Source organism: Actinomadura fibrosa (assembly GCF_900659615.1).
Lineage (GTDB): Bacteria > Actinomycetota > Actinomycetes > Streptosporangiales > Streptosporangiaceae > Spirillospora > Spirillospora fibrosa.
On the sequence record NZ_CAACUY010000015.1, the window covers coordinates 1 to 15,260 of the forward strand.

Consider the following 15,260-nt stretch of genomic DNA (forward strand, 5'->3'; position numbering starts at 1 on the left):
CGGGGGCTACCCGCAGCCAGGCGAGCCGCGGCAGCCCGGGTACGGGCAGCAGCCGATGGCGTCCCCGCAGGGTCCGGCCGAAAGTTCCGGGCCTCTCTCCGGGACGGGTTACGGCGAGTACGACTCCATCCGCAGTTCGGACGGCGGCCCCACGGGCTTCTTCGGCGGACGGGCGGGCGGTCCGGGCGGGCCGGGCGACTCCGGCGGCGGGGCCGGAGGGTCCGGCGGTTCGGGTGGCTATGGCGGTGGATCCGGTGGTTACGGCAGCGGAGAGTATGGACGCCGCAAGCGCAAGCGGAGCGCGGCGGCGCTGATCGGTCCGATGGCGGGCGCGCTGGGCCTGGCCCTCCTGCTGGGCGTGGGCGTGTACGCGTTCGCCGAGAGCGGCGGCGGCTGCACGGGCGATGACGCGCTGAGCCTGTCGGTGGCGGTCGCGCCGGACATCCAGCCGGTCGTCGTGAAGGCCGCCGGGCGGTTCAACGACGGGAAGCACAAGGTCGGCGGCAAGTGCGTCCGCGCGGACGTGCGGAAGGTCGAGCCGGCGTCGGTGGCGACGCTGCTGTCCGGGCAGGGCGTGGCGAACGACTCCAACAAGCGCCCGGACGTGTGGATCCCGGACTCGTCGCTGTGGACGGCGCTGGCGCAGGGCGGCGAGCGCGGCGCCAAGAACATCGAGCCGACGAAGACGTCGATCGCGACGAGCCCGATCGTCGTGGGGCTGCCGCAGACGCTCGCGGCGCAGCTCAAGAAGCAGGGCATCACCGCGAGCCCGTCCTGGGACAACCTGCTCAAGGCGGCGGGCGGCGTCGCGGGCGGCGCGGTGACGAAGAACCAGATGATCCCGGCGGGCTCGGTGCGGCTGATCGTGCCGGACCCGACCCGGAACGCGGCGGGCATGGGCTCGCTGATGATCACGAGCATGCTGCTCGCGAACGACCCCAACAAGGAGTCGATCTTCACGGGAATCGTCCGGACGGTCCGGGAGAGCACCGTGCCGAACGTCCAGGCGCAGTTCACGCACTTCCGCAAGGGGCGGACGGGCAAGCAGCCGATCTCGCTGTCGTCCGAGCAGGCGCTGTGGAGCTACAACCACGGCGGTCCGTCCGAGCCGGCGGTGGCGCTGTACCCGACCGAGGGCACGCTGTCGATGGACTACCCGTTCACCGTCACGAGCGACGACGGCGACCGGCAGAAGGCCGCGCGCCTGCTGGAGCAGGCGATGAGCAGCGAGGACACGCGGCGGGACGCGCGGGAGCTCGGCTTCCGCACGCCGGACGGGAAGGCGCCGTCGGGGTTCGGCGCGAAGGAGGGCGTCAGCCCGGCGCGGCCGCGGCAGCTCCCGAACCCGAAGGCCGCCGAGGTCAACCAAGTCATGCAGGCGTGGTCGAAGCTGTCGCTCGGCCTGCGCATGCTCACGCTGATCGACGTGTCGGGGTCGATGGCGGAGGAGGTCGCGCCGCACACGAACCGGCTCCAGGCGATCGCGCAGGTGTCGCAGGGCGGGCTGAGCATGATGTCGAACGACACCGAGCTCGGCCAGTGGCTGTTCTCGACGAACATGCAGGGCAAGCTGCCCTACAAGGAGTCGGTGTCGATCGGCCCGCTCGGTGAGCGGATCGGGTCGAACACGCGGCGCAACCTCGTCCTGTCGCAGCTCAACCAGATGAAGCCGAAGCCGAACGGCGACACGGGCCTCTACCGGACGATGCTGGCCGCGTACAAGGAGATGAACGAGTCCTACAAGCCGGAGTTCGGCAACTCGATCCTGCTGCTGACCGACGGCAAGAACGACGACCCGGGCGGCCCGACGCTGGCGCAGACGCTGGCGCAGCTCAAGGGCATGCAGGACGAGAACAAGCCGATCCAGGTCAACATGATCGGGTTCGGCAAGGGCGTCGACCGCAACGAGCTGGAGCGGATCGCGGAGGCCACCAACGGCAACGTCCAGATCGCCATGACCCCCCAGGACATCCAGAAGATCTTCCTGAAGATGCTGTCGCGGCGCATCACGTCGTGATCTTACGGACACGGATCGAAGTTCCCGATATTTCCTGGGATTCGTGTCAACCGGCGGGGCGCGCCGCCCGTCAAACTCTGTGGAGGCCCGACGGGGAGCGGGGCCGTCGGGCCTCCGACTCGACCTTCCTGCCCGGCCTTCCCGGCCCGTGACGGGGAGCGGCGGCCGGCACGAGCCGCGAGGCCCCCGGCGGCCCCGGGAAGCGATCTCCGTGGAAACGCCCCGCCCGACCCGGGTGTGCACGCCGGACGCCGGCGCCGGGCGACCACCTCATCGAACGGCTGACGCTCAGCTCGCGGGAGGACCCTGTGTCCGGATGGCCCAGTCTTGACCGCGCCGACGACGACCGCCTGGCGCGGTCGCTCGCGGCCGGCGACCCCGGTGCCCTGATCCAGGTCATGGACCGCTACGCGGCCCGCCTGTACGACTACTGCCACGCGCTGCTGCGCGACCAGGAGCCCGCCGCCGGCGCCCTGCACGACGCGCTCGTCGCCGCCTACGCGCACGTCACGCTGCTGCGCGAGCCGGAGGGCTTCCGCGGCTGGCTGTACGCGCTCGTCCGCAACGAGTGCCTGCGCCGGCTCCGCGACCCGCACCGCCCCGCGGAGCGGCACGAGGCCCCCGAGGTCGAGGAGGGCTTCCTCGACGAGGAGGAGCGGTTCCGGCGGCTGGAGGCGCGGCACCTCGTCCACGGCGCCCTGGCGGGCCTGCGCGGCCGCGAGCGGGAGTCGCTGGACCTGATGCTCCGGCACGGCCTGGAGCCGGTGGAGATCGCCGGTGTGCTCGGCATGGACGAGCGGCAGGCCGCGGACCTGACCGGCGAGGCCCTCGCCCGGCTGGACGACGCCCTCGCCGCCGCGTTCGTCGCCCGCACCGGCCGCCGCGACTGCCCCGACCTGGACGCCCTGCTCGGCACCCTGCCCGGCGCGGACGGCGACCAGCCGCTTCCGCCGCAGGCCGCGCGCCGGATCGTCCAGCACATCGGCGGCTGCCCCGTCTGCCACGCCCGCCGCGAGCGCATCTCGCCGGCGCGGCTGCTCCAGGTGCTGCCGGTCGCGATGATGCCCACCGACCTGCGCGGACGCGTCCTCGCCACCGCCACCGACCCGGCGCTGGCCGCCGACCTCGCGGCGGTCGCGCAGCGCGCCGAGCCGTTCGACGACTGGGGCTGGCCGGTCCCCGTCGAGAGCGCGGCGCCGCGAAGCGAGCGCCGCGGGGCGGGCGCACCGCGCGGGCTGTGGGCCGCCCTCGCCGCCGCGGCGGCCGTCGTCCTCATCGTCACGGGCGCGTTCTTCCTGATGCCCAGTTCCGGCAAGGAGCGGACCGGGGCGCAGAGCGGCCCGGTGACGTCGTCGTCCGCTCCGGACCCGTCGGAGTCGAGCGAGTCCGAGACGCCCTCGGACGAGCCGACGCCGACCGAGAGCACCCCGACGCCCACGCCGTCCACGACCACGCCGACGCCGTCCAGGACGCCGACGACCCGCCGCCCGACGCGCACGCCGAGCAGGACGGTCTCCAGCCCGCCCAGGGCCGGGACGCTGGCGGTCGGCGGCTGCACGATCTCCGGGCCCGGCCCCGGCAGTTGCAGCGCCTCCGTGCGCGCCGTGGGCGGTCCGGTGACCTGGTCGGTGCGCGGCACCTCGGGCGGCGTCAGCGCGGGCGGCGGCGGCAGGCTGGCGAGCGGGCAGTCGGCCTCCGTGCAGGTGAGCGGTACGTGCAACCCGCCCGGAGGGTCGGGGACGGTCAGCTTCTCGCCCGGCGGCGTCGCGACGATCACGCTGTCGTGCCAGCAGCCGCCCGACGGGGGCACGTCCGACTGAGGCCGCATCCGGCCGCCGGGTGGCTGACCACCCGGACACAAAGTGATCCAGATCACTTTCGCGCGCGCAACCGTGCTCTCACGAGGCGGAACGGCCACGGGGCGTGCGCTTCCCGTCACAACGAATCGCTCATATGGGAGAAATTCCAGGAATTTGGTGGCAAGATCGGGCAACCGGAGCGGGCCGAGAGGCGTCGGCGGCTCCTCGGGGCACGTTCATCACACCGAAAACTCACCTGGAGGGTTCCCGTGGCCGGTGAGCCAGGGCCCGGGCAGTTCGACGATCCCAGGCTGGCGGAGGCGCTGCGGGCCGGGGACGTCATCGCCCTGACCGAGGTCTACGACACCTACGCGCCGTTCCTGTACGACTACTGCCACGGCCTGCTGCGCGACCGCACCGAGGCGGCCGGGGCGCTGCGCAACTGCGTCATCGCGGCGCGCGAGCACGTCGGGCGCCTCCAGGAGCCGGAGCGGCTGCGCGGCTGGCTGTACGCGATCGCCCGCAAGGAGTGCATGCGGCGCCGCGACAGCCCCAACCGGCAGACCGGCCAGGAGGCGCCGGAGGCCGACGACGACCTGACCGACGAGCAGCTCGCCCGGCGCGAGGAGCGCCGCCTGCTCGCGCACAGCGCGCTCGCCGCGCTGAACGGCCGGCAGCGCGAGGCGATCGACCTGTCGGTGCGGCACGAGCTCGACGAGGTCGACCTCGCCGGGATCCTCGGGATCCCGCTCGAGGAGACGCTGCACCTGGTCGAGGACTCCCGCGAGGACCTCGCCGCCGCGCTGCGCGCGTCCCTCATCGCGCAGAACCACTGGAAGGACTGCCCCAGCGTCTCCGCGCTGACCGAGTCCTGGCCGCTGTCGCCGCAGACGTCGACGTCCCTCGTCCGGCACGTCGCGAACTGCCCGGTCTGCGGCGCCCGCGACACCCCGCCGCTGCCCGCCGACCGGCTGCTGTCCGTCCTGCCGATCGCCGCGATCCCCGGCGACCTGCGGCTGGACGTGCTCACCGCCGCCACCGCCGCGGACCGCGCCGACAACCGCCGCGCGATCGCCGCCTGGACCGAGCCGTTCGACGAGTACGGCTGGCCGCTCCCCTACGAGCCCGCCCCGTCCCGCGCCCGCGAGCGCGCGTCCAGGCGCCGCCGCGGGCCCCTCCTCGCGGGCGTCGCCGCCGCCGTCGCCGCCGTCGTGCTGCTCGTCGGCGCGATGTCGGCGTTCGGCGGCGACTCCGGCTCCAACGCCGCCGCGACCCGTCCCGCGCCAGCGGGCAGCGAGGACGAGTCGCCCGGCGCCGACCCGGAACCGCCCCCGGGCGACGGCGAGCCGACCCCGTCCGCGAGCGCGTCGCCGAGCCCGTCGAAGTCGGCGTCGCCGTCGCCGTCGAAGTCCCCCTCGCCGTCCAAGAGCCCGTCCAAGACGCCGTCGCCGGGCAGGCCGCCGTCCACGCCGACCTCGCGGGCGCCCGAGCCGCCCAAGCCCGGCACTCTGTCGGTGTCGGGGTGCAGCATGGGCGACGGCAGGTCCTGCACCGTCACGATCAGGGCGGTCGGCGGCGCGGTGAACTGGCGCGTCACCGGCACGTCCGGGAACGTGAGCGCGGGCGGCTCCGGGCACCTGTCGGCGGGCCAGTCGGCGGGCGTCCGCGTGAGCCGCGACGACTCCGACTGGTGCTGGGGCGGCACGAAGAGCGCCTCGGTCTCGTTCTCGCCCGGCGGCTCCGCGGCGGTCTCCTACTGCTGACGGGCGCGGCCGGGTCCTGGACGGGGCCCGGCCGCCGCGCCGTCCGTCACCAGGGGGAGCCGGCGTCCAGGATGCGGTGGGCGCGGCCGAGCAGCAGCGGCACCGCGGCGCCGATCTGGTCGAAGCCCTCGCCCACGGTCGCGTTCTGCAGGAAGCGGGCGTGGATGCCCTCCAGGATCACCGCGAGCTTGAAGCAGGCGAACGCCACGTAGAAGTCGAGGTCGGCGAGGTCGAACCCGGTCAGCGACGCGTACCGCTCGGTGAACTCGCGGCGGGTGAAGAACCCGGGCGCGGACGTGATCGTCGCCCCCACCGGCAGGACCTCCTCCTCGGTGTCGCCCGCCTCCGCCCAGTACACGAGCGTCAGCCCGAGGTCGGACAGCGGGTCGCCCAGCGTCGACATCTCCCAGTCGACCACGGCCGCGATCTCCGGCCGCGGCTCCAGCCTGGCCAGCGCGTTGTCCAGCCGGAAGTCGCCGTGGACGAGCCGCGCCGGGGCGTCCGCGGGCAGCCGCTCGGCGAGCCGCGCGACCAGCCGGTCGTACTCGGGCAGATCGTGGGTGCCGCCCGTGGCCCTGATGGCCTCCTGCGACCCGTCCCACTGCTTGCCCCACCGCTTGAGCTGCCGCGCCATGTAGCCGCTCGGCCGCCCGAAGTCCTCCAGCCCGGCCGCCTTCACGTCCACCGTGTGGACGGCGGCGAGCGCCTCCGCCAGCGCCTCGCTGAGACCGCGGGCCTGCTCGGGCGTGAGGTCCCGCGCGTCCTCCCGGGTGCGCAGGACGCGCCCCTCGACGAAGTCCATGAGGTAGAACCGCGCGCCGATGACGTCCTCGTCGTCGCAGAACGCCAGCGTCTTCGGGACGGGCACGGCCGTCCCCGCGCCGAGGGCGGACAGCACGCGGTACTCGCGGCCCATGTCGTGCGCGGTCGGCAGGACGTGCCCGAGCGGCGGCCGGCGCAGCACGATCCGGCGACCGCCGCCGCTGCCGCTCTCGGCGCCGCCGTCCAGGGTGATGCCGTAGGTCAGGTTCGACCGCCCGCCGGCGATCAGGTCGATCGCCGTGATGCGCCCCGAACCGGGCAGCTCGCGGGCCAGCCAGCCCGCGAGGCGGGGCACGTCGATGCCGGGGACCCCGGCCGGAAGTTCAGCGTCAACGGTCATGACGCCTTATTAGAACGCGGCTCGGTCGGCGAGGGAAACCCCACCCCCGTACTGAACGGTAAGCGCACCGCGCCTAGGCACCCGTCTTCGCGGACTGTAATCTTACGGCCACATCCGGCCGTATCGCCGCTCCGCGCCGGCGAGGTCCGACATACCGCACGACCTGCGACAACACCGCCGCTGCCGGGACGGAACAGGGCAGAACAGAAAGGAAAAGAGTGACAGCAGGTGCAAGCGGAAGACCACCGGGGTACGCATCTGCGACGACAGCCGAGCAGAGTGGACTTCCCTCAGCACGATTGTTGCTCGCCGTCGTTTCCGGCCCATGGCGGCAGGCTGGACCTCCGGGTCCCGCCGGGCTACCACCAAGGGACTAGACCATTCGGGGCTAGACCGCCCGATTGGGGGGATCACACCGTGGCAGACGCATGGCTGCCTGGCGCCGGACGCATGCCGGCAGGACGGGACGGTGGAGCGCTGCGAGGGGGTGCGCCCCGGGTCGTCTGGTTCGCCAGCGAGTCCGATCCCCGCACCGTCTCGGCGCGCTCGGTCGCCGCCGACCTCATCAAGGAGGACCGGCCCGCGCACCTCGTGTGGCACCCCGGCACCGGCGAGGTCGTCCAGCTCCTGCCCGCGACCCGCGCCGCCCGCCTCCTCGGCGAGCAGGTCGGCCGCGAGGGGCGCACCTGCCTGCAGATCGTCGTCGTCGGCCAGGCCCGCCTCCCCTTCACCGGGACGCTGCTCACCGGCCTCGACGCCATCGTCCGCTGGCTCGACACGTGGGGCGTCGCCCGCCGCTGGCCCGCCGGGCCCCCGCTGCCCCCGCCGCAGTCCTACCACTCGCGCCGCGCCCGCAAGGACTGGGCGCGCGGCGGCCACTACGGCGCCTCCCAGGTCCCCGTCATCGAGCGGCCCGACCCCGGCGGCATCGACATCCGGCGCATCACCGGGCCCGACACCCCCGTCGCCCCCGTCCCGAAGCCGCGCCTGCCGATCCCCGAGCCGGCCGCCGCCGGCCGCCTCGTCCTGCGCGACCCGCGCGGCGGCGACCCGGTCCGCACCCCGCAGGCCGAGCAGAGCACCCCGCCGCCCGGCCGTCCCGGCCCCGCTGTCACCCCGGTCCCAGACCGCTCGCCGCCCGCCGGCGACCCCGTCCCCGGACGCGTCACGGTCGGCCCGTCGGCGATGTCAAGCTGACCCGGCCGCGAGCTCGCGGACGACCGAGCAACCCTTCCGGAGCTCGGCGAGCCCCGCCGCCGACCCGTAGCCGATCACCAGTCCCGTGACCGGCCCGCTCCCGTCCCGGTGCCGCTCCAGCGTCTCCACGAGCACGCCCCGCTCCGCCGCGTCCCGCTCGACCCGCGCGGCGACCGGCCCGGGCAGCTCCACCACCACGTGCAGCCCGGCCGTGTCGCCGCGCAGGCGCAGCCCGTCCAGCGCCCGCACGGCGGCCTCCCGCCGCCGCGCGTACTCCGCGCGCATCCGCCGGACGTACCGCTCCAGATCACCGCGCTCCAGCAGCAGCCGCATCGCGTGCTGCGGCACCACGCTCGTCCGGTCCGCGAGCCGCTCCCGCCGCGCCGCGATCGCCGCCACCAGGTCCGGGCGCGCCACCAGCCAGCCCAGCCCCATGTCCGCCGTCAGGATCTTGGACGCCGTGCCCAGGTACACGACCACGTCCGGATCGAGCCCGTACAGCGCCGGAAGCGGCGCCACGTCGTACCGGAACTCGCCGTCGTAGTCGTCCTCCGCCACGAGCGCCCCCGTCCGCCGCGCCCACGCCAGCAGCGCCTGCCTGCGCGGCACGGGCAGGACCCCGCCCAGCGGGAACTGGTGCGACGGCGTCGTGTAGACCAGCCGCAGATCGTCCGGGAGCCCGTCCACGACGAGCCCGTGCTCGTCCACCGGGCACGGCACGATCTCCGCGCCCCGGGCCGCCAGCACCGTCCGCGCCTTCAGGTACCCCGGCTCCTCCACCCCGACCCGGTCGCCCGGACGCAGCACCGTCGCCGCGAGCAGATCCAGCCCGTTCGTCGCGCCCCGCGTGACGAGCAGCCCCTCCACCGCGCAGCCCACGCCCCGGCTCCGCCGCACGTACCCGGCGAGCGGCCCCCGCAGCTCCGGCAGCCCGAACGCGTCCGGACGCTGCCGCGGCGGCATCCCCGCCGCCAGCCGCCACGCCCGCCGCCACGCGGGCGTGTCCAACTCCCCCACGAACGCCGTCCCGGGCCGCAGATCGATCATCCCCGCCCGGACCCCGCCCCCGCCCGCCGCCTTGCCCACCGGCCGCGGCAACGGCACCGGATCGGCCGCCACCCCGTCCGTCACATACGTCCCGGACCCGTGCCGCCCCTCCAGCCACCCCTCCGCGTACAGCTGCTCGTACGCCTCCGTCACCACCGTCCGGCTCACCCCGAGCAGCCCGGCCAGCGACCGGCTCCCCGGCAGCCGCTCCCCCGCCGCCAGCCGCCCGTCCCGCATGGCCGCGCGGAGCTGCCCCACGAGCTGCGCGTTCATCGGCTCGTCCGCACCACGATCCACGGCGAGCGGAAGGTCGATCGTCAAACTGGTCTCCGGCTATCCACGGGAAGTGGCACTACTCACCAGGCCACTCGCCCCCTAGCGTAAACGGACATGACCTCACTCTCCGCCACGGAACGCACCCGTCTCGGCCGCCTCTCCGAACGCGCGTCCACCGACCGCGCCGCCCTCCACCAGATCCTGGACGACGGCCTGATCTGCCACCTCGGCGTCATCGTCGACGGCACGCCCCGCGTCATCCCCACCGGCTACGGGCGCCTGGACGACACCCTCTACGTTCACGGCTCCACCGGCGCCACCAGCCTTATGGCCGGACCGTCCCAGGAGATCTGCGTCACCGTCACCCACCTCGACGGCATCGTCCTCGCCCGGTCCCTGTTCCACCACTCCGTCAACTACCGCAGCGCCATGATCTACGGGACGCCCGTCCCCGTCACCGACCCCGACGAGAAGCTCGCCGCCCTCCGCACCATCACCGAGCACCTCGCCCCCGGCCAGTGGGACGTGGCCCGCCTCCCCGACCGCAAGGAACTGGCCGCCTCCGCCGTCCTCGCCCTCCCCCTCGACGAGGCGTCCGTCAAGATCCGCCAGGGCCCGCCCTCCGACGACGACGAGGACCTCGCCCTTCCCGTCTGGGCCGGCGTCCTGCCCGTCCACCAGGTCTTCGGCACCCCGTCCCCCGACCCGCTGCTCCCCCCGGACGTCCCCGTACCCGCCCACATCGCCCTCCGTGGTACCGAAACGGCTCCGACCTCGTAAATCGATCGGATCCGATGCCCCGCGCAGTCGTTCATGGTCGTAGGGTGAAACCCATGAACGAGCGGCTGGTCTGGATCGACTGCGAAATGACAGGACTCGACCTGCGCAACGACGCGCTCATCGAGATAGCCGCGCTGGTGACCGACAGCGAGCTCACGATCCTCGACGAGGGCGTCGACGTGGTGATCAAGCCGTCGCCCGAGTCGATCGCCCAGATGTCCAAGGTCGTCCGGGACATGCACACCGCGTCCGGCCTGCTGGAGGCCCTCCCCGGCGGCGTCACCCTCACCGAGGCCGAGGACATCGTCCTCAACTACGTCCGCGGCCACGTCAAGGACCCCAAGAAGGCGCCCCTCTGCGGCAACTCCATCGCCACCGACCGCTCGTTCCTCGCCCGGGACATGCCCTCCCTGGACGCCCACCTGCACTACCGCATGGTCGACGTCTCGTCCATCAAGGAACTGGCGCGCCGCTGGTACCCCCGCGTCTACTTCGCCAGCCCGGAGAAGAAGGGCGGCCACCGCGCCCTCGCCGACATCACCGAGAGCATCCAGGAACTGCGCTACTACCGCGCCGCCGTCTTCGTCCCCCAGCCCGGCCCGGACTCCGAGACCGCCCGCGCCCTGGCCGCCGCCATCAGCGGCTGACCCACTCCCCGGGAACCGCTACACTACTTGGAGCCGGGAGCGATCCCGGCCACGGTGGGTGTAGCTCAGCTGGCAGAGCACTTGGTTGTGGTCCAAGATGTCGGGGGTTCAAGTCCCCTCACTCACCCCACCAGAAGCCCTGGTCCTCACCGACCAGGGCTTTTTCGTTCCCATCCGCGCATCGGCCGCCGGATACGGCCCCGCTCCAGCGTCGCCCGTCCTCACGAGAGGGCGGCGATGGCGGCGGCCACCACGTCTCGGTGGCAGCGTTCTTGCTCGGCCTCGAAGCAGAGCAGCGCGACCCTCTGCTCGGTCGCCCAGCCCGCGATGGCCGAGAGCCATTCCCGCGCGGCCGGTGCGTCCAACTCCTCAGCGAAGCGCCGTCTGGCGTCCCGCAGCTCCGACAGATCACCGCCGAACCCCGCCCGATTCTCCTTCGGGTTGCCGAGCGGCCGGGCATGCTCGTACCCGATCCCGACAGAGTTCAGGGCTTCGGCCAAGGCGCGCTTGCTGAAGCCACGCTTACGCGAGATCGGGTTCAGCCGGACGTCCACGACTAGAGAAATGCCGTCCGCGGAGAGCTGCGCCAGGAACGAGGCGAGGTCGTGCCCCTGGTAACCGATACCCGTCAATCCAGCCTGATCGGTCACGGACATGGCGCACAGCCTCTCACGCCGATCACCGGTGCAAGCCCCTCCCCTCCGGACCGAACGTCCACTGTTCTAGCGACCGCCTTCGGTCGTCGTTGGCCCTGGCTCATCGCGGCAGACGAAATCGGGCCTACTCGGGAGGGCCGTCCTTCATCACGATCACCGGTGACCGGCGTGCCGGGAGGTCAGTGGAACTGGGGAACGATCAGGTAGACGCCGTACAGGACGAGGGCGGCGCAGGCGGCGAAGCACAGCCCCGCCGCGGCCGCCGGGACGGTCGCGGGCCGGCCCTGCTCGACCGCCGTCTGGCGGGCCGAGGCCGCGAGGAGGCCGACGGCGAAGATCACGACCACGGCGACCGTCGCGCCGAGGCTGACCACGAAGACCTGGCCGAGGGACGACCACTTGATGTCCATGTGCTGCTCCAGACCTACGCCGCCGCGCGGGCGGGCTCGCGCCGCTGTTCGGGGACCTCGTTGACGTTGCCGGAGTGGACGGGCGTCCGCCGCGACGCCGCGTAGATCCCGGCGGCCACGGCGAGCGCCGCCACCGCCGCGATCGTCACGCCGAGGTCGCCGTGGGTGGCGACGGACGCGGCCAGCGCGCCGACACCGGCCGCGGCGGGCAGGGTCAGCAGCCAGGCCACGGCCATCCGTCCGGCGACGTTCCAGCGGACCTCGGCGAGCCTGCGGCCGAGCCCCGACCCGAGGATCGCGCCCGAGCACACCTGGGTGGTCGACAGCGCGAACCCCAGATGCGAGGACGCGAGGATCACCGCCGTGGACCCCGACTCGGCCGCGAACCCCTGCGGCGACTCGATCTCGGTGATGCCCTTGCCCATCGTCCTGATGATCCGCCAGCCGCCGATGTAGGTGCCGAGCGCGATCGCGAGGCCGGCGGACAGGATCACCCAGAACGGCGGGTCCGCGCCCTGGTCCAGGGCGCCCGCCGAAATGAGCGTCAGCGTGATGACGCCCATGGTCTTCTGCGCGTCGTTCGTCCCGTGGGCGAGCGAGACCAAAGAGGCCGAGGCGATCTGCCCGATCCGGAAGCCGTCGCGCGTCGTGTCCGACCGCTCCTTGGCGGTGATCCGGTAGGCCAGGTAGGTCGCGGTCATCGCGACGAATCCGGCCACGAACGGCGCCGCCACCGCCGGAATCAGGATCTTCTCCACAACGGTGTCGAAGTGCACCCCGGACGAGCCGGCGCTGAACCACACCGCGCCGATCAGTCCGCCGAACAGCGCGTGGGACGAGCTCGACGGCAGCCCGAGCAGCCAGGTCAGCAGGTTCCAGACGATCGCCCCGACCAGACCGGCGAAGATCATCGCGGGCGAGACCAGCTTGTCGTCCACGATCCCGCCGGAGATCGTATGGGCGACCTCGACCGACAGGAACGCCCCGACCAGGTTGAGCGCCCCGGAGATGGCGACGGCGACCTTCGGCCGCAGCGCCCCCGTCGCGATCGAGGTGGCCATCGCGTTGGCGGTGTCGTGGAAGCCGTTGGTGAAGTCGAAGGCGAGCGCCGTGACGATCACGACGACCACCAGGAACGAGACGTGGTCCATAAGCACCCTTTCCGGACGAACCGGGCGCCGTCACGGTAGTCAGACCAGGTGAACCCTCCGTGAACTCGACATGCCCGACAGCGACCACGCACCTTCCACACAGGTGCGAGCGTCGGCACGTTCCACGCCCGGGACCGCTCGCCACCCCCTCACCGATCCCGTCATTCCGGCGGCGACATGTCTTCTCCACTTCCACGCGCGCGTTTTCTCCCGTCCGCCCCAAAATCCCCGGCCGAGGCTTTTGTGCAGGTCAACCCGGCAGATCTCCCCGACTAATGCCCCAGCACCGTACGAAAGCTTCCACTCGCCTCTGACCTGCACAAACCCCATAGCAACCACGGCCACTCGAAGCGCTCCGGCGAGAAGCCGGGCGTTCTTCGCGGCGAGGTTTGTTGGCTTAGGATCATCGGCCGGTTATGCTCCGTCCTTATACATGTCAACGACACCCCAAGGGCAACGGATGAGTGTCGACGAAACGGCTCCACTACGCGTGCTGGTGGTGGACGGCGACCCGCACGTGCGGGCGAACGTCATCTCCCTGCTGGACGGCAGCGACGAACTCCAGGTCGTCGCCGAGACCGCCGACCCCGGCAACGCACTCTCCCTCGCCGAACGCCTGAAACCCGACATCGTGCTCCTGGACGCCGCCGCCGCCCGCACAGGTCACGCCGGCCCCCTCAGCCGCTCGTCCCGCGTCTTCGTCCTCGCGTCCCCGGACGACCACGGCGTCGAGGTGGCGCTCCGCGGCGGCGCCTGCGGCCACCTCGTCCCCGGCTCCTTCACCGTCCCCGACCTCATCCGCAGCGTCCGCGACGCGTCCCGCACCTCGCTCGGCCTCTCGGCCCGCGAGGCCGAGGTCATGGACCTCATCGCCACCGGCCGCTCCAACGGCGAGATCGCCCGCCAGCTCTTCCTCAGCGAGAAGACCGTCAAGAACCACGTCAACCGCATCTACTCCAAGCTCGGCGTCAGCTCCCGCGCCACGGCGATCGCCCTCTGGCGCGGCATGATGAGCGTCCTCCCGGCCAAGGACTAACCGGTTCGCACTGGTCCGCAGGTCCTGATACTGTTCTTCCTGTCGCCAGGGACACCGGCCAAGGCCGGAGCCCCCACCGACAGGCGCCGTTAGCTCAATTGGCAGAGCAGCGGACTCTTAATCCGCGGGTTCGGGGTTCAAGTCCCTGACGGCGCACCCACCACCGCCAAGGCATTCGCGAATATGTCGCGAATGCCTTTGGCATTTCCTCCCCAAAAGTCTACCCGCGCTGCTCCAAGCTCGCTCATTGACGCAACCTCAGACAACGATCATGAGGATCGGCCATAACGGCCTCACGGAGGCGCGGCCGTGCGGGGCCGCGCCGCGGCAACGTCCACCCTGAGGAATCTCCATCACAAGATCCGATGCCAAGTTCAGGACGTATCGAGCCGGAGGCGCGCGGTCGCGGCCAGCGCCTGACGGACTTGGCTCGGTAGGCCGGCTTTCAGACATGCGGTTACCCTGAACGGGACCGAACACCGCCAACGACTTTTCGTCTAGTACGACTTGACGTCCGCTTCAGTGTCCGACCGGGACGTGTTCATCAACGGATCGACCAGCACGGTCATATCCGCGCTGGCGGCGAGCCCAGCGTTGCTGGCGCCCGCATTACCGCCGTCAATGCATCGGCGTGTGCCGATCCGGATCAGCGGATAGAAACCCGTCACCGCGCAGCTCGCCACCGTGGCCACCGTCAACGGGACACCGGCGGGCCGCGCGTCCCACATCGCCGGATCGCCAGCCTCCACATCCACCCCGACGATCAGCAGCCGCACTCCAGGTCACTCCCACGTCCGGGTCAGCACCTCCACCGACGCCAGATGCTTCTCCTCACCGGTCACCACGGCTTCCAGCGCGTTCCGCCGTACCTCCGACGCGGCCCCCGCCGGGTCCGGTGTGGCACAACCGAGGGCGGTGAACACCTCCTCCAGCCGCCGGGTCCCGGTGCCGAGCCGCTGCACTCGACGGGACCGCCACTTCGTCCAGGCTTCGACCGGCCCGCAGCACTGCCGCAACGATCGCACCAGCCAAATTGATCAACATCGGAACCCGGCGGCTCACCTGCCCGTGACTGCTGGTCCACCGCGGCCACCGCAGTGAAGAACCGACCTTCTCCCGTTCGGCACCACTGGCTAACCTGGCGCCGCCGCCAAGCTCGCACCTGCCACTACTAGCGTCATCTCAAAGACAAACCATTTAGATCACGATCTGTAACCGACATGTCACCTCATGAGACCAGTAACGTCACGCCCCCGAGCCACGCCAGACACTCAAGCGCCCACAGCAACTCTCACAGCGCTTCGCCTGGTGCTCTGCAA

The 15,260-nt window shown here is 72.2% G+C and carries 14 protein-coding genes and 2 tRNA genes; 9 read left to right on the plus strand and 7 right to left on the minus strand.

Annotated elements, in window-relative coordinates:
• The 3 genes from E1300_RS08450 to E1300_RS49895 all read left to right on the plus strand — a co-directional run.
• On the plus strand, positions 1–2,017 hold a 2,017-nt coding region (locus tag E1300_RS08450; RefSeq protein WP_131756320.1), incomplete at its 5' end, for a substrate-binding domain-containing protein.
• Positions 2,018–2,325: 308 nt separating this feature from the next.
• The gene (locus E1300_RS08455; RefSeq protein ID WP_131756321.1) at positions 2,326–3,837 is read left to right on the plus strand and encodes an RNA polymerase sigma factor; all 1,512 of its coding nucleotides are present in this window, start codon (positions 2,326–2,328) and stop codon (positions 3,835–3,837) included.
• Between the two features lie 248 nt (positions 3,838–4,085).
• The gene (locus E1300_RS49895; RefSeq protein ID WP_165502740.1) at positions 4,086–5,579 is read left to right on the plus strand and encodes an RNA polymerase sigma factor; all 1,494 of its coding nucleotides are present in this window, start codon (positions 4,086–4,088) and stop codon (positions 5,577–5,579) included.
• A 46-nt stretch (positions 5,580–5,625) separates the two neighbouring features.
• Here E1300_RS49895 and E1300_RS08465 read toward each other — a convergent pair whose 3' ends face one another.
• A complete protein-coding gene (locus tag E1300_RS08465; protein WP_131756323.1) occupies positions 5,626–6,741 on the minus strand; it encodes a phosphotransferase family protein in 1,116 nt (371 codons plus the stop codon).
• 417 nt (positions 6,742–7,158) lie between these two features.
• On the opposite strand from E1300_RS08465, the gene E1300_RS08470 reads away from it, so the two are divergent.
• Entirely contained in the window at positions 7,159–7,938 is a 780-nt protein-coding gene (locus E1300_RS08470; protein ID WP_242619019.1) for a hypothetical protein, read from the plus strand.
• Here the strand turns inward: E1300_RS08470 and pdxR are convergent.
• Positions 7,930–9,258, minus strand: coding sequence for a MocR-like pyridoxine biosynthesis transcription factor PdxR (gene pdxR, locus E1300_RS08475; RefSeq protein ID WP_131756397.1), 1,329 nt, complete (start codon positions 9,256–9,258; stop codon positions 7,930–7,932). The genes E1300_RS08470 and pdxR overlap by 9 nt on opposite strands.
• A gap of 117 nt (positions 9,259–9,375) precedes the next feature.
• Between pdxR and E1300_RS08480 the strand changes: the two genes are divergently transcribed.
• The 3 genes from E1300_RS08480 to E1300_RS08490 all read left to right on the plus strand — a co-directional run bounded on the left by E1300_RS08480 (position 9,376) and on the right by E1300_RS08490 (position 10,818).
• Positions 9,376–10,041: a pyridoxamine 5'-phosphate oxidase family protein gene (locus E1300_RS08480; RefSeq protein WP_131756324.1), complete on the plus strand. Its 666-nt coding sequence runs from the start codon at positions 9,376–9,378 to the stop codon at positions 10,039–10,041.
• Between the two features lie 53 nt (positions 10,042–10,094).
• Complete coding sequence (orn, locus tag E1300_RS08485; RefSeq protein ID WP_131756325.1) at positions 10,095–10,688, plus strand: oligoribonuclease; 594 nt, start codon at positions 10,095–10,097, stop codon at positions 10,686–10,688.
• A gap of 54 nt (positions 10,689–10,742) precedes the next feature.
• Positions 10,743–10,818 (plus strand) — tRNA-His (locus E1300_RS08490).
• A gap of 91 nt (positions 10,819–10,909) precedes the next feature.
• On the opposite strand, the gene E1300_RS08495 is transcribed toward E1300_RS08490, so the two are convergent.
• From E1300_RS08495 to E1300_RS08505, 3 genes are all read right to left on the minus strand, one after another.
• Positions 10,910–11,344: a DUF488 domain-containing protein gene (locus E1300_RS08495; RefSeq protein ID WP_131756326.1), complete on the minus strand. Its 435-nt coding sequence runs from the start codon at positions 11,342–11,344 to the stop codon at positions 10,910–10,912.
• Between the two features lie 179 nt (positions 11,345–11,523).
• A complete protein-coding gene (locus E1300_RS08500; protein ID WP_131756327.1) occupies positions 11,524–11,754 on the minus strand; it encodes a hypothetical protein in 231 nt (76 codons plus the stop codon).
• A 14-nt stretch (positions 11,755–11,768) separates the two neighbouring features.
• Positions 11,769–12,905 carry an inorganic phosphate transporter gene (locus E1300_RS08505; RefSeq protein WP_131756328.1) on the minus strand — a complete coding sequence of 379 codons (1,137 nt, stop codon included), beginning with the start codon at positions 12,903–12,905 and terminating at the stop codon, positions 11,769–11,771.
• A gap of 460 nt (positions 12,906–13,365) precedes the next feature.
• Between E1300_RS08505 and E1300_RS08510 the strand changes: the two genes are divergently transcribed.
• Together E1300_RS08510 and E1300_RS08515 are read left to right on the plus strand one after the other, a co-directional pair.
• A complete protein-coding gene (locus E1300_RS08510) occupies positions 13,366–13,941 on the plus strand; it encodes a response regulator transcription factor (RefSeq protein ID WP_131756329.1) in 576 nt (191 codons plus the stop codon).
• Positions 13,942–14,024: 83 nt separating this feature from the next.
• Positions 14,025–14,097 (plus strand) — tRNA-Lys (locus E1300_RS08515).
• A gap of 341 nt (positions 14,098–14,438) precedes the next feature.
• Here E1300_RS08515 and E1300_RS08520 read toward each other — a convergent pair.
• Complete coding sequence (locus tag E1300_RS08520; RefSeq protein ID WP_131756330.1) at positions 14,439–14,717, minus strand: patatin-like phospholipase domain-containing protein; 279 nt, start codon at positions 14,715–14,717, stop codon at positions 14,439–14,441.
• Between the two features lie 6 nt (positions 14,718–14,723).
• Positions 14,724–14,966 (minus strand): hypothetical protein, encoded by a 243-nt coding sequence (locus E1300_RS08525; protein ID WP_131756331.1) that lies wholly within the window; start codon positions 14,964–14,966, stop codon positions 14,724–14,726.
• Positions 14,967–15,260: the final 294 nt, after the last annotated feature.

What these genes read in the sequence shown, in the direction of transcription:
- E1300_RS08465 (WP_131756323.1), bottom strand. Translation starts at nt 6,741, where the DNA reads ATGACCGTTGACGCTGAACTTCCGGCCGGGGTCCCCGGCATCGACGTG.
- pdxR (WP_131756397.1), bottom strand. Translation starts at nt 9,258, where the DNA reads ATGAACGCGCAGCTCGTGGGGCAGCTCCGCGCGGCCATGCGGGACGGG.
- E1300_RS08480 (WP_131756324.1), top strand. Translation starts at nt 9,376, where the DNA reads ATGACCTCACTCTCCGCCACGGAACGCACCCGTCTCGGCCGCCTCTCC.
- orn (WP_131756325.1), top strand. Translation starts at nt 10,095, where the DNA reads ATGAACGAGCGGCTGGTCTGGATCGACTGCGAAATGACAGGACTCGAC.
- E1300_RS08495 (WP_131756326.1), bottom strand. Translation starts at nt 11,344, where the DNA reads ATGTCCGTGACCGATCAGGCTGGATTGACGGGTATCGGTTACCAGGGG.
- E1300_RS08500 (WP_131756327.1), bottom strand. Translation starts at nt 11,754, where the DNA reads ATGGACATCAAGTGGTCGTCCCTCGGCCAGGTCTTCGTGGTCAGCCTC.
- E1300_RS08505 (WP_131756328.1), bottom strand. Translation starts at nt 12,905, where the DNA reads ATGGACCACGTCTCGTTCCTGGTGGTCGTCGTGATCGTCACGGCGCTC.
- E1300_RS08510 (WP_131756329.1), top strand. Translation starts at nt 13,366, where the DNA reads ATGAGTGTCGACGAAACGGCTCCACTACGCGTGCTGGTGGTGGACGGC.